This window comes from Micromonospora sp. NPDC005174 (assembly GCF_040608495.1).
In the GTDB taxonomy this organism is placed as follows: domain Bacteria; phylum Actinomycetota; class Actinomycetes; order Mycobacteriales; family Micromonosporaceae; genus Micromonospora.
On record NZ_JBEXIJ010000014.1, the window covers coordinates 1 to 13,522 of the forward strand.

Here is a 13,522-nt window from a genome sequence, read left to right on the forward strand (position 1 = left end):
TCCACACCGCCACCAGCAGCGACACCACAAACCCGAAGTCCAGCAAGAAATCAACGAATCCTCGACCACGCCGCACAGGTTAAAGATCAAGCTAGGCCGTGTGTCAAAAGCCCCTGGCCGGCCTGCGGAGGCCGAGAGGACCGGCCGTTTCGGCCGTTGGTGAGCCGCCGCTCGCGGGCCCGTGGTCCGGCCGGATCGGAGCCGCCCGCTCCATTGAGCGTGATGCCTGTGGGGCATCAAGATGACTCACAGGCATCACCCTCAATGTGGTGTCCGCCGCGCCAGGCTCAAGGCGAAGGCCTCACACCTGCTGTCTGCCCCTCGGCTCGACCGAGGACCTTGACACAAGGCCTAGGGAATCCGCTGGCTGATCCGACCCCGTGCGTCTGCTGCTGCACTGCCGCCCGGTTCGTCTGCCGGCACCGCGAGCGCCCACGTGATCCGTCGCAGCCGCCGGGGAGGGTGCCCGCCCGCTCCTCAGCCGCGCAGCAGTGGCAGCAGTTCGTCGCCCTGACGCCGGATCTCGCCCAGGTAGGGCGTGTCGGAGAGCACGAAGTGGGTGACGCCGAGCCGCTGGTACTTGCGCAGCGAGTTCGCCACGTCCTCGGCGGAGCCGACCAGCCAGGTGGTGCCTGCTCCGCCGCCACCGAATCTGCCAGGGGTGGTGTAGAGGTTGTCGTCGAGGACCTCTCCGCGTGCGGCGAGGTCGAGCAGCCGGCGCTGACCGACGGCGCTCTGCCAGTTCCGGTCGCGCGCGGCGCCTTGGGCTATGGCCATGTCGGCGACCTTGGCTTCGGCATCGGCCCAGGCCTGTTCGGTGGTCTCCCGCACCAGTGTGGTGACCCGCAGCCCGAATTCCAGCGGGGCGTGCTCGCGTCCCAGTTTCTCGCTGAGCTGTTTGAGTCGCTCGATCCGCTCAGCCACGCCGTCGAGTGGCTCGCCCCAGAAGAGTTGGACGTCGGCCTCGGTGGCGGCCACCTCTTCGGCGGCGGGGGAGGCGCCGCCGAAGTAGAGGCGGGGGTGTCGACGTTCGCCGCGGACGATCGGTCGGAGCGCCAGGGTGGAGCCGGCGACGGTGAAGTGCTCGCCCCGGTAGGTGACGCTCTCCTCGGTCCACAGCTTGCGGACGATCTGGAGGAATTCCCTGGTGCGGGCGTAGCGGTGGGCCGGATCGCTCTCGCCGTCGCCGTACGCGGCCAGGGCGTCCTTGCCCGAGACGATGTTGATCAGCGTTCGGCCCCCGCTGAGGTGGTCGAGAGTCGCGGCGGCCGAGGCGAAGTTCGCGGGCCGCCAGTAGCCGGGTCGGATCGCGATCAGCGGCTGGAACGTGGTCGTCCGGGCGGCGAGCGCGGTGGCCACGGTGAACGTGTCGGGCCGGCCCCAGCCGGTTCCGATGAGCGCGCCTCCCCATCCGTGCTGCTCGAGAGCCCTGGCGTGGTTGGTGAGGGTCTCCAGGCTGTTGTGGTTGTCGGTCACGTCGTCGCCGCGGTGGCCGGGCTGGACCTGGTTCGGGATGTACCAGAGGAACTCGAGGCTCATCACAGGGTCTCCCCGCTTCGGGGGCGGAGCGGCGACGGCCGCCCCGCCCCGATGGGTTCGGTCAGCGGAACAGCTGTCGTGCGGTGCGGAGCGTGTGCGCGGCCACGTCACGGCCGAGCCGGACGCCGGCCTCGTCCGCGCTACGGGTGTGGATGCCCGACCACACCCGGGCGTCGACGTTCTCCCTGGTGGGTCGCCGCCAGTCGCGGTAGGTCCGGGCGGCGCCGGGCTGGCTCGGGCTGGTGATGGTGTACGGCTCCCGGGCCTGTGGGCCCAGCAGGGCGGTGAGCACCTGCTCGGCGGCACCGGAGTAGGTGTTGTGCCCGCTCGGGTAGTCCGGGTGCGCCGGCGTCGCGTGCAGGGGCGTCCAGGCCGGATCCCCGTCTGCGCCGGCCCGGATGGCGGTGACCGGTCGCCAGCGCAGATATGCGTACTTGGCGTCGGAGGTCGCGATCTGGGTGTCGACGAGCGCGACGTGGAAGATGGCCACGAGGCTCGCCCGCTCGGCGACCGGCCCGGCAGACTGCGCGAGCGCGGCGCGCAGGATCCCGGTGTAGAGGGTCAGTGAGGAGCCGAGCCAGAAGGTCGCCGTGTCGGTCTGCTGCGGTGTGCGTACGGCGCTGTCCACAGCCCCGTACGCCCGGACCTCGGCGAGGTCCGCCCGGTAGGGCTCCGAGTTCAGGGCGGGCGGTGGACCGGGCCGGTACCGGTCCGCGTGGTCGAGCAGGAACGGCCGGGCGAAGCGGGTTCCGGCCTGCTGGGCGGGGGAGAAGTCCGGTGGGGTGGGCTGCCAGCTACCCGGACCCGGTTCGGGGTTCGGATACGCCGGGTTGACGGAGGCGGGGTCAAGCCCGTCGCCCGTCCGCTGGGTCAGCAGCCAACGTGCTTCAACGCGGCCGGTCGCCGCACCTCGTTCCTTGGCCCGCCCGTCCGGTATCCGGTCCAGTGTGGTCCGCAGTGCCGAGTCCAGCGCGGCAGCACTGTCGGGTATCAGGGTGCTCAGCGCGGTGTGGACGGCGGACGCGAGCGCGGCGTCCCGGTAGTGGCGGGGGTTTCCGGTGGGCGCGGTCCGGGTGGCGCGCGCGGCGGCGAGCCAGCTGATCGCCCACGCGCGGCTGTTGGTGACCTGCGGCCGCGTGCCGGTCCCGACGGCGGCAGCGGTGGCGTCGTACCACTCCAGAGCGGTGTCGGTCGTCGTCGTGGGGGAGGCGGCGGCCGGCGCGGCGGGCAGGCCGGCGACCAGGACGGCGGCGGCGATCATCGCCACACCGCGGCGCCGGCCGCGAAGGCTCGACAGGGTCATGATGCGGTGGCTCCTAGGCTGGGAAAGGTAGGCAGGGAGGGGAAAGCCGCGCGCTCGGCTGCTCATCGGGCCGGTCCGGCGACGCGTGGCGGCGACCCGCCGCGTCGGCGGTCAGCCGGATCGGTCAGCGACGGTGGCTGGTAGCCGGCGTCGGCGGGGTTCAGGGTGGTGCCGGGCGGGACGATGGCGTCGATGCGATCCAGTACGTCCTCGGACAGGGTCACCTTGGCGGCGCCGAGTTGGGACTCCAGGTGTGCCAGCGTGCGCGGCCCGATGATCGCCGACGTGACCGCCGGGTGTTCCAGGACGAAGGCGATCGCGAGGTGGATGAGGGAGAGTCCGGCCTCGTCGGCGAGTGTGGCCAGTTCGTCGACGGCGGTCAGTTTGGCGGCGTTGGCGGGCAGGGTCGGGTCGAACCGGGCCGGAAGTCTTTCGGCGCGCCCGGAGATCGGCGCTGACAGCCCGGAGTGGTAGCGGCCGGACAGCCACCCACCTGCCAGCGGGCTCCACGGGATGACCGCCAGACCGTGCCGCTGGGCCACCGGTAGCACCTCGCGCTCGATGCCACGGGCCAGAATCGAGTACGGCGGCTGCTCGCTGACCACCCGCTCCCGTCCGCGTCGCTGCGCGATCCACTGCCCCTCCACGATGGCGGACGGCTCGAACGTGGACGTACCGATGTAGCGGATCTTGCCCTGGCGCACCAGGTCGCTGAGTGCGCCCAGGGTTTCGTCGAAGTCGGTGTCCGGCTCCGGCCGGTGCGCCTGGTAGAGGTCGATCCAGTCGGTGCCCAGCCGGCGCAGGCTGTTCTCGACGGATCGGACGATCCAGCGGCGCGAGTTACCGCGGTGTTGTGGGTTGTCACCGACCTGGCCGTGGAACTTGGTGGCCAGGAAGACGTCGTCGCGTCGCCCGCCGACGAGGGCCTTTCCGACGATCTCCTCCGACTCGCCGTTGGAGTAGACATCCGCGGTGTCGATGGCGTTGATGCCCTCGTCGAGGGCGCGGTGGATGATCCGGATGCCGTCCTCGTGGTCCGGGTTGCCCCGTTGTCCGAAGTTCATCGCGCCCAGGGTCAGGGAGCTGATGCGGACGCCGGTGCGCCCGAAGGGCCGTTGGTCGACCATGACTTCTCCTTCGCGGTGGGTCAGTGGGACGCGGTGGTGAGCTGCCGGGTGAACTGGTTCGTCGGTCGGGGCAGCCCGTAGTGCTCGCGCAGGGTGGTCCCGGTGTACTCGGTGCGGAACAGCTTGCGGCGTTGCAGGATCGGCACGACGTGGTCGACGAACGTCTCCAACCCGGACGGCAGCACGGGAGGCATGATGTTGAAGCCGTCGGCCGCGCCGCCGTGGTACCACTGCTCGATGGCGTCGGCGACCTGCTCCGGTGTGCCGGCGAAGGTGCGGTGCCCGCGCCCGCCGCCGAGCCTGCCGATGAGTTGACGGACGGTGAGCCGTTCCCGTCGGGCCAGGGTGACGATCAGTGTGTAACGGCTCTTGGCGCCCTCGATCTCGTCCTCGCTGGGCAGGTCGGCGGGCAGTTCCTTGTCCAGGTCGAGGTCTTCGGCGGCGACCCGCAACGTCGTGGCGAGCTGCTGCCGGGCGTACTCCGGTTTGATCAGCCGGTCGAGCTCCTCCTCCAGCGCGCGGGCCTCGGCCTCGGTGGACCCGATGGCCGGCACGATGCCCGGCAGGATCTTGATGGTGTCCGGGTCGCGGCCGACCTGGGCGGCACGCTGCTTGAGGTCGCGGTAGAACGCCTGCGCCTCACTCAGCGTCTGCTGGGCGGTGAAGACGGCCTCGGCGTGTCGGGCGGCCAGGTCCTTGCCGTCCTCGGACGACCCGGCCTGCACCAGCAGCGGATAGCCCTGGGGTGAGCGGGGAACGTTGAGTGGGCCGGCCACCTTGAAGTACCGCCCGGAGTGCTCCGGCGGATAGAGCAGCTCGTCGTCGCCCCACCGGCCGGCGTCCTTGTCGCCGAGCGGCGCGGCGTCGTCCCAACTGTCCCAGAGCTTCTGGGCCACCTCGATGAACTCGGCTGCCCGCTCGTAGCGGTCCCGGTGCGCCGGTAGGTCGTCCAGGTTGAAGTTCCGGGCCGCCTTCTCGCCAGCGGTGGTGACGATGTTCCAGCCGGCCCGGCCGCCGCTGATGTGGTCCAGCGACGCGAACCGGCGGGCCAGGTTGAACGGCTCGTTGTACGTCGTCGACGCCGTCGCGATGAGCCCGATGCGGCTCGTCGCTCCGGCGAGGGCGGTGAGCAGCACGGTCGGTTCCAGCGTGCCGCCCGGCCGTCGACCGATGCTGTTCCACAGCACCGGGCTGTCGGCGAGGAACAGCGAGTCGAGCTTGCCGCGCTCGGCGATGCGGGCCAGGCGCGTGAAGTGCTCGACGTCGGTCTGCGCGAACGGGTCGCTCTCGGGCAGCCGCCAGGCCGCCTCGTGGTGGCCGACGCCCATGAGGAACGCGTTGAGGTGCAGCATGCTCATCCTTCCGTCTGGTCGACGCCGAGCGCCCGCAGCAGGGTTTCGCGGTACGCGAGGAACTGCGGCTGTCGGTACGACCTCGGTGTCGGCAGGTCGATGGCGAGGTCGACAGCGATCCGGCCGCTGTCCAACAGCAGCACCCGGTCGGCCAGCGTGATGGCCTCGTCGACGTCGTGTGTCACGAGCAGCACCGTGGGTCGGTGCCGGGCATGGAGTACACGCAGCAGGGCGTGCATGCGCAGCCGCGTCAGCGCGTCCAGCGCGCCGAACGGCTCGTCGGCGAGCAGCAGGTCCGGCTCGGACACCAGCGCCCGGGCCAGCGCCACGCGTTGCTGCTCGCCGCCGGACAGCTCGTTGGGCCAGGCCCGCTCCCTGCCGGCGAGGCCGACCTCGGCGAGGGCCGCACGGCCGCGCTCACTGGCGTCCGGCCCGCGCAGGCCGAGGACGACGTTGTCCAGTACGCGCTGCCATGGCAGAAGCCGGGCGTCCTGGAAGACGACCGATGAGTTCTCCGGTACGTCGATCAGCCCCGAACCGGTGGCGTCACCGTCCAGGCCGGCGAGCGCACGCAGCATGGTGCTCTTGCCCGAGCCGCTGCGACCCAGCAGCGCGACGAACTCGCCGGTGCCGATCTCCAGGTCGAATCCGTCGAGGATCACCCGGTCCCCGAATCCTCGAGCCAGGCCGTGCACCCGTACGGCGCGAGATGCGGTCAGTCCGCCAGCGTGCGTCGCCACGACAGCGCCCTCCTCTGCGCGAGCCGGACGGCGCCATCGGACAGCAGCCCGAGCAGCCCGTACAGCACGAGTCCAACGATGATCACGTCGGTCTGGCCGTACTCACGGGCCAGCTCCATCATGTAGCCGATGCCGCTGGTGGAGTTGATCTGCTCGACGACCACCAGGGACAGCCATGCCCCGACGACCGCGAACCGCATGCCGAGCAGGAAGCCGGGCAGCGCGCCGGGCAGCACGATCCGGCGGATGAAGGCGGTACGCCGCAGCCGCAGTGACTCGCCCAGTTCGACGTACCGGCTGTCGATGGTGCGCAGCCCGTTGTGCGTATGTATGTAGACGGGCACGAACACGCCCAGCGTGATGGTGATGACCTTCATCTGCTCGCCGATGCCGAACCAGAGGACGAGCAGCGGTAGCAACGCGAGGGCCGGGATGGCCCGCTTGATCTGGATCGGCCCGTCGAGGATGGCCTCGCCCCACCGGCTCAGACCGGCGAGCACGGCCAGCACCGTGCCGGCGGCCGTGCCGATGGCGAGACCCAGGCCCGCCCGTTGAGCCGAGATGACCAGGTTGTCCTGGAGTCGACCGTCGGCGATGAGGTCACCCGCCGTGATCACCACGGTCCAGGGCGCCGAGAGGGTGCGGGGGTCGATCCAGCCGGCGGCCGAGCCAGCTGCCCACACGACCAGCAGCAGGGTCGGACCGATCGCCGCCCCGAACGGGATGGGGCGGCCCGGCTTGAGTCGGCGTCGCGGCCGGCCGGCGACGGCGGCGGCGGTCGACCGGGGCCTGGTCGGTGCCGAGACGCTCATTGGGCACCCCCGGCGGTCAGGGCCTGCGCGCCGACCGACTCGTACCGTCGGTCGTACAGGTCCTCCGCCCTGAGGGGCTTGTTGCCGGTCTCCTTCGCGAGCAGGTCGATGGTCTCCTGGTGCCGGGCGATGGCCTCGGTCCAGCTCGCCGGGATGTCGGCCACGCCGCTGTTCTGGACCAGCCACCTGCCGTCGTCGGCGGTCAGGCCCTGGTCCTTGACGTAGTACCGCTCGATCCACTCGTCCGGGTTGGCCTCGCGCCACCGCCAGGCCCGCGCCCACGCCTGCGCGTACTCGCGGATCGCCGCTGCCTTCGCCGGATCACCGAGCACCGTGACGGGCGCGTAGAGGTGCCCGGGGTCGTCGCGCAGGCCGTGCGCGATCGTCGTCGCGCCGTCCCGGCTGTACTTGGTGTCGTAGCGCTTGATCTGCACCCCGCCGATCGGCGCGACCTCGACCTGGCGGCTCGCGAGCGCGGTGTTGTAGACATCGCCGGTGCTCGGCAGCTCGACCAGCTTGACGTCCTTCTTGCTGAGGCCGGCCTTGTGGAGTACCCGCAGGACGAGCGCCCCCTGCGCCTGTCCCGGGCTGTACGCGATCTTCTTCCCAGCGAGGTCGGCGAGGGTGGCGACCGTGACGCCCGGTGCGATGCCGAGCCGGTAGATGGCGTGGTTGAGCGGGTCCTGGCGGAATTTCGAGGCCACGATCTTCGTGGGGATGCCCGTCCAGTGCGAGTGGATCGGCGGGATGTCCGCCACCGCTCCGACGTCCAGCGCCTTCGCGCGGAACGCCTCCAGGGTCTGCGGGCCGCCGCTGATGTTCGCCCACTCCACCTCGAAGCTGAACGTGTCCGCCTCGCCGGAGAACTCGATCGCCTTCTGGTGCTCCTTGTCCCCGACGACGAGCTTGGTGCCCTTCGGCACGGCCTGTGGCAGTGGAGCGCCCAGGGCCAGCGCCGCGGCTGGTGTGTCGTCACCGGCGCAGGCGGTCAGGCCCAGCGTCACCGCGCCGAGGGTCGCGGACAGGAACGCCCGACGGTCCAGGAGGGATGATGAGGTCACTTACAACTCCTTCGTCGCTGCTTGCAGGGCGGCGTAGCGCCCCATGTGGTAGAGCAGAGGCGCGCCGTCGCGGTGACTGGCGAGCAGCGGCTCGGCGATCACGATGACGTGGTCGCCCGCGGGCACCCGTTGGGTCACGCGACAGAGGAGCCAGGCGACCGGCTCGTCCAGTAGCGGCACCCGGTGCGGCCCGTACCGCCACGCGGAATGTGCGGCGAACCGGTCGATGCCGCTCGTCGCGAAGGTCCGCGCGACGTCCTCCTGGTCGTCGCCGAGCAGGTGCACCGCGACGTGCTCCGCGTCGGCGATCGTCGGCCAGCTCGACGACGATCGGGCCAGGCAGAACGACACCAACGATGGGCGTAGTGACACCGACGTGAGCGAGGTGACGGTGATCCCGACCGGTGGCTCGCCGGCGGCGGTGACCACCGCGACCGCGGCAGCGTGCCGGCGTAGAAGAGCACGGAACATGGTCGGGTCGACCGGGGTCACGGGTTCGGTGATGACGGTCATGGCTGTCCTCCTGGGTCGACGAAGACAGCTGCGTGCCGCCACGAGCGCGCGTGGACGTAGGGCGGCGAGCAACCGTCGATCGGTGCGAGGAGTCGGCTGCCGGTCGTCGTCGAGCCGGCGGCGCGAGTGGAAACAGAGAGGAGCGCGGGCTCAGCGGCAGCGGCCGCAGGCGGCGGTCCAGCCACGGCAGCATCCCCGCGACACCGCGATGGCGGTGCCCTGAAGCAGGGTGTGTTGGCTGGTCACGGATACGACGCTAACCCACAATTCCTATGTGTCAAGTAGGGTTTCAGGCGCTGGGACCCGCCCGGCTGACCGGCCACCCGCCGACCTGCCCGCGAACATGCGGTGCCGCCTGGCTCCAGGGGCTTGAAATCCTACTTGTCTGGTAGGAAAATCGGTCCATGCTGCTTGTCCAGCTGCTCACCTCCCGCCGGGTCGTCGACCTGATGCGGGTCGCCGCGCAGCTCTGTCGCGTGGCCACCCTTCCGGCCTGAGCAGGCGATCTCCGCCCGCCGGCTGTCGTCCCGCCGGCTCGCGTCCGGCACCTTCGCACCCGTTCCGAGTGGTCGTACGCCAACGAGAGGGATCGGTCATGACACGTGATCTCACACCGTCCGCACCCGCCGACGACGCCCGATCCGCTCGCGCGTTCGCCGAGGACTGGCAGGAGTGGCACCGCCGACACGAGGAGGCGCGGGCGGACCGCCACGGCTTCCTCGCCGTGGCCGGACTGCACTGGCTCACCACGGAGCCGCAGGGGTTCCCCGATGTGCCCGGGAGGTGGCACACCGGGACGGCCGGGCCGGTCGTGACCGTCGCCGACGACGAGGAGATCGTCGTCGACGGCCGGCGCGTCCGGGAGCGGCATGAGTTCGGGCCGATCGCCGAGCGAGCCGGCGTCACCGTGGACATCGACGGGGGCGTCCTCGAGGTGGCCCGGCGGGGTGGGCACGACATCCTTCGACCGCGACGTCCCGATCACCCGCTGCGGAGGGGTTATCGGGGCACCGCCACCTACCCGCCCGCCGAGCGGTGGGTGCTCCACGGGCGGTTCGTGCCGTTCGACCGTCCCCGACCGACCACGGTCGGCGCTGCTGTGGAGGGGCTCCACCACGTCTACGACGCGCCGGGTCGGATCGAGTTCAGCGTCGACGGGCTGCCGCTGAGCCTGACCGCGTTCAACGGTGTGACACCCGGCAGCCTGTCGGTGCTGTTCACCGACACCACGTCCGGCGTCACCACCTACGGGGCCAACCGGTCGCTGGCCGTCGGGACGCCGAACGAGCAGGGCCGGGTGATCCTCGACTTCAACCGGGCCGTCAACCTGCCGTGCGCCTACACCGACTTCGCGACCTGCCCGCTGCCACCGGCGGAGAACCGGCTGCCGGTCGCCGTCGAGGCCGGCGAGAAGATTCCGTTCGAGCGGCTGACGGCCGACCCCGCCGCCCGCTCCCAGCGCTCCGCGCCCCCACCCCCTCGGGAGGAACGCCCATGACCTCGTCCACCGACGACCCGACCGACGCCGACGTCGACGCGCTGCGCAGGTTGCTGCGCCACCAGGCCAGCACCGTCACGGTGGTCACCGCCCCCGGTGCGCCGCCGGTGGGCTTCACCGCGACATCGTTCACGTCGGTGTCCCTGACGCCGCCGATCGTCTCGTTCTGCCTGAATCTCGGCTCGTCCACGTGGCCGACGCTGGCGCAGGCGCGACACGTGGCGGTGCACCTGCTCGCGCACGGTCAGCAGGAGTTGGCCCAGACGTTCGCCACCAGCGGGATCGACCGCTTCGCCGCTCCGACCCGCTGGCGGCCCGGGCCGAACGGGCTGCCGATCCTCGACGGCGCCCTGGCCTGGCTGGTGTGCCGGGTCGTCGACCGGGTGGTCGTCGGCGACCACGTGGTCGTGCTGGCCGAGCCGGAGCTGCTCCGGCACGCCGACGTCGGCTCACCGTTGCTCTACCACCGGGGTCGCTACGCCGGTCTCGCGGACACTTCCGACGGCACGGCCCGCCGCGCCGCCGCTTGACCGGAACGGGCCGAGGTCTTCAGCCGGATGCGGTGGGGTGTCCGGCGGACCGGTCCCGGCCCGGCGCGGGTCCAGGTCGACCCGCCGGGCACATTCCCTCTAAATCCTATAGCCTTAGTAGGTAATGCGTCAACGAATCGGCGTCCCCACGTGCGATAGCCGACATCCATCGACCGATGTGTTGACACCGATCCGCGCGGCGAGTGGACTCGGCTCATGTCCAGCGAGCTGCGGCTGACGATCCGCGGCCACATCGACTTCGGTCGGGTGTGGTCGAGTTCCTGTCTGGCCTGACCGGCACCCCGTCAACCCGGCCCGCCGCACCGGCCTGCCGAGGTGGGGCTCACTGCCGAGCCGACCGCCGAGCCTTCACGCACCGACACCGTGACCGACCCGCGCCACCGCGCCGGGCCGGGTGTCGGCGTGCCCCGTACCGCCTGCCTGGACAGGAGACCTCGCCATGCCCGCCAACCGTCTGCGAACCCTCGCCGCCGCCGCGCTCGCCCCGCTGCTCGCCGTCGTCGCCGGCTGCTCCACCGGTGCCACGCCGGCCGCCGAGGCCGCCGGCCAGCCCCGCTCCGGCGGCGGCCTCACCTGGGCCGTGGAGACCGAGCCGATCACCCTCAACCCGCACCAGTACGCCCAGGCCAAGGCCCGCCTGCTGGTCTGGAACACCTTCGAGTCCCTGCTCACCTACGACAAGCAGGGCAAGCTGGCGCCCTGGCTGGCCACCGGCTGGCAGGTCGCCCCGGACGGGTTGTCGTACACCCTGACACTGCGCGACGGCGTCATTTTCTCCGACGGCACGCCCCTGGACGCCACGGCCGTGAAGGCGAACATCGACAAACTCCGCGAACCCGGGTACGCCCCCGCCGTCGCCGCCGTGCAACTGCGCAACCTCACGGCCGTCGAGGTCGTCGACCCGCGCACCGTACGGCTCATCCTCACCACCCCCGACGTGCTCATCCTCGACTTCCTCGCCTCCCCGCAGGGCGCCCAGATCTCGCCGAGGTCGTTGCGCGAGGCGAAGAACCTCAAGGCCGGTGGCGTCGACGTGGTCGGCACCGGACCGTTCGTGCTGGACCGCTACGTCGCCGGTCAGGAGCTGCACTACCGGCGAAACCCCGGCTACGACTGGGCGCCGCCGACCGCGACGCACACCGGCCCCGCGTACCTCGACGAGGTCACCTACCGCTTCCTGAAGGAGTCGGCGGTGCGCGTCGGCGCCCTCACGTCGAGCCAGGTGCAGGTCATCGAGGGCGTGCCCGCCACCGACCAGCCGTTGGTCACCGGCAACCGGGCGCTGCGCCTGACCCGGGAGCTCAACTCGGGCTCGGCCTACTCCTACTACTTCAACACCTCCCACCCGCCCTTCGACGACGTGCGGGTCCGCCAGGCGTTCCGCGAGGCCGTCGACGTGGACACCGTGCTGCGGTCGGTCTACCGGGACACCGCGACCCGTGCCTGGAGCGTGATCAGCCCGTCCAGCCCGCTCTACGACAAGCGGCTGGACGGCAGCGCGTACAGCGGTGACGCCGCCAAGGCGAACAGCCTGCTCGACCAGGCCGGCTGGACCGCCCGGGACGCCGAAGGCTACCGGGTGAAGGCCGGCAAACGGCTCACCGTACGGCTCGTGCAGTCCGCACCCTTCGTCCGCGACCGACGCGACGTGCTGGCGCAGGCCGTGCAGGCGGCCGTCAAGCGGAGTGCCGGCATCGACCTGAAGGTGTCGCTCGTCGACCAGGGCACCGCCACCGACGCCATCCAGCGCAACGAGTACGAGGTCTTCGACAACTCGCGGGCCGACACCGACGCCGGGGCGGCACTGAACCTGCTGCTGCACTCGAAGGGCGGCATCAACCGCACCCAGATCAACGATCCCGGGATCGACCAGCTCCTGGAGGCCGGTCAGGCCGCCGTGGACCCGACGAAGCGGGCCGGCATCTACGCCGACCTGCAGCAGCGGGTCGTCGTCGAGCAGGCCCTGTTGCTCCCGTTGTACGCGCCGGCCGACCAGATCGCCGCCAGCACCGGCGTCGGCGGTGTCCGCTTCGAACCCACTGCCGGGGTGCCCGCCAGCGCGTACGACCTGTGGATCGGGAAGTGACATGAGCAGCCCACCCGTGCGTGCCGTGGCCCGCCGGCTCGGCACCGGCCTGGTCGTCCTCTGGGTCGCGGCCACCGCCGCCTACCTGGCGCTGCTGGCCGCCCCCGGCGACACCGTGGACAACATCGTCGGGGACGGCGCGGACACCCCGCAGATCCGCGCCGAGATCATCGCCGACTGGGGCCTGGACCGGCCCGCCGTCGTGCAGTACCTCGACTACCTCGGGCGGTTGGGCGGCGGCGACCTGGGTCGCTCGTACCTCCTGCAACGACCCGTCACCGAGGTGATCGGTGAACAGCTCGCCCCCACCCTCACGCTCGCGGTCGCCGCCGCCGGGCTCGGGGTGCTGCTCGCCCTGCTCATCGCGGTGGCCACCGCCGGGTACCGGCGACCGTGGCTGCGTCGGCTCAGCTCCGGCACCGAACTGCTGCTGGTCTCCACCCCGTCGTTCCTGATCGGGCTCCTGCTGCTCAGCGTGCTGTCGTTCCGGTTCGGTTTCTTCCCGGTATCGGGTGACCAGGGCGTCGTCGCGTTGGTGCTGCCCGCCGTCACCCTCGCGCTGCCCATCGCCGGGCTGCTCGCCCAGGTGCTGCGCGACGGCATCGACAAGGCGCTCGACGAGCCGTTCGTGCTCACCGCGAGGTCCCGAGGCGTACGGGAACGATCGGTCCTGGTGCGCCACGCGTTGCGGCACGCCGTCCTGCCGGCCGTCAGTTTGGCCGGCTGGGTCTTCGGCATCGTCATCGGCGGCACCGTGATCGTCGAACAGGTCTTCGGTCGACCCGGCCTCGGCCAGGTCACCCTCTCCGCGGTCACCACCCGGGACATGCCGGTGGTCCTGGCCGTGGTCACTCTCTCCGCCGCCGGCTACGTCGTGGTCAACACCACCGCCGACCTGGCGTACCTGCTTGTCGATCCGCGTCTGCGAAGGAGCTGACCC

Annotated in this window: 12 protein-coding genes; 4 read left to right on the forward strand and 8 right to left on the reverse strand. The window is 71.2% G+C overall.

Annotated features, from left to right (window positions below; translation table 11 throughout):
- Positions 1-477: 477 nt before the first annotated feature.
- From ABZU91_RS16995 to ABZU91_RS17030, 8 genes are all read right to left on the reverse strand, one after another.
- Positions 478-1,539, reverse strand: coding sequence for an LLM class flavin-dependent oxidoreductase (locus ABZU91_RS16995; RefSeq protein ID WP_355240716.1), 1,062 nt, complete (start codon positions 1,537-1,539; stop codon positions 478-480).
- A gap of 61 nt (positions 1,540-1,600) precedes the next feature.
- The gene (locus tag ABZU91_RS17000) at positions 1,601-2,842 is read right to left on the reverse strand and encodes a vanadium-dependent haloperoxidase (RefSeq protein ID WP_355240719.1); all 1,242 of its coding nucleotides are present in this window, start codon (positions 2,840-2,842) and stop codon (positions 1,601-1,603) included.
- A 62-nt stretch (positions 2,843-2,904) separates the two neighbouring features.
- A complete protein-coding gene (locus ABZU91_RS17005; protein WP_355240722.1) occupies positions 2,905-3,969 on the reverse strand; it encodes an aldo/keto reductase in 1,065 nt (354 codons plus the stop codon).
- Between the two features lie 20 nt (positions 3,970-3,989).
- Positions 3,990-5,321: an LLM class flavin-dependent oxidoreductase gene (locus ABZU91_RS17010; protein WP_355240725.1), complete on the reverse strand. Its 1,332-nt coding sequence runs from the start codon at positions 5,319-5,321 to the stop codon at positions 3,990-3,992.
- Between the two features lie 2 nt (positions 5,322-5,323).
- The gene (locus ABZU91_RS17015; RefSeq protein WP_355240728.1) at positions 5,324-6,061 is read right to left on the reverse strand and encodes an ABC transporter ATP-binding protein; all 738 of its coding nucleotides are present in this window, start codon (positions 6,059-6,061) and stop codon (positions 5,324-5,326) included.
- Positions 6,037-6,873: an ABC transporter permease gene (locus tag ABZU91_RS17020; protein WP_355240731.1), complete on the reverse strand. Its 837-nt coding sequence runs from the start codon at positions 6,871-6,873 to the stop codon at positions 6,037-6,039. The genes ABZU91_RS17015 and ABZU91_RS17020 overlap by 25 nt, the downstream gene beginning before the upstream one ends.
- The gene (locus ABZU91_RS17025; protein ID WP_355240734.1) at positions 6,870-7,934 is read right to left on the reverse strand and encodes an ABC transporter substrate-binding protein; all 1,065 of its coding nucleotides are present in this window, start codon (positions 7,932-7,934) and stop codon (positions 6,870-6,872) included. The genes ABZU91_RS17020 and ABZU91_RS17025 overlap by 4 nt, the downstream gene beginning before the upstream one ends.
- Positions 7,935-8,447, reverse strand: a complete 513-nt coding sequence (locus ABZU91_RS17030) for a flavin reductase family protein (RefSeq protein WP_355240737.1) — start codon at positions 8,445-8,447, stop codon at positions 7,935-7,937.
- A gap of 595 nt (positions 8,448-9,042) precedes the next feature.
- Between ABZU91_RS17030 and ABZU91_RS17035 the strand changes: the two genes are divergently transcribed.
- From ABZU91_RS17035 to ABZU91_RS17050, 4 genes are all read left to right on the forward strand, one after another.
- On the forward strand, positions 9,043-9,945 hold the full coding sequence (locus tag ABZU91_RS17035; protein ID WP_355240740.1) for a DUF1684 domain-containing protein: 903 nt from the start codon (positions 9,043-9,045) through the stop codon (positions 9,943-9,945).
- Positions 9,942-10,475, forward strand: a complete 534-nt coding sequence (locus tag ABZU91_RS17040) for a flavin reductase family protein (RefSeq protein WP_355240743.1) — start codon at positions 9,942-9,944, stop codon at positions 10,473-10,475. Before ABZU91_RS17035 ends, ABZU91_RS17040 begins: the two co-directional genes overlap by 4 nt.
- A gap of 460 nt (positions 10,476-10,935) precedes the next feature.
- Positions 10,936-12,582: an ABC transporter substrate-binding protein gene (locus tag ABZU91_RS17045; protein WP_355240746.1), complete on the forward strand. Its 1,647-nt coding sequence runs from the start codon at positions 10,936-10,938 to the stop codon at positions 12,580-12,582.
- Between the two features lies 1 nt (position 12,583).
- Positions 12,584-13,519: an ABC transporter permease gene (locus ABZU91_RS17050; RefSeq protein ID WP_355240749.1), complete on the forward strand. Its 936-nt coding sequence runs from the start codon at positions 12,584-12,586 to the stop codon at positions 13,517-13,519.
- The last annotated feature ends 3 nt before the right edge of the window (positions 13,520-13,522 follow it).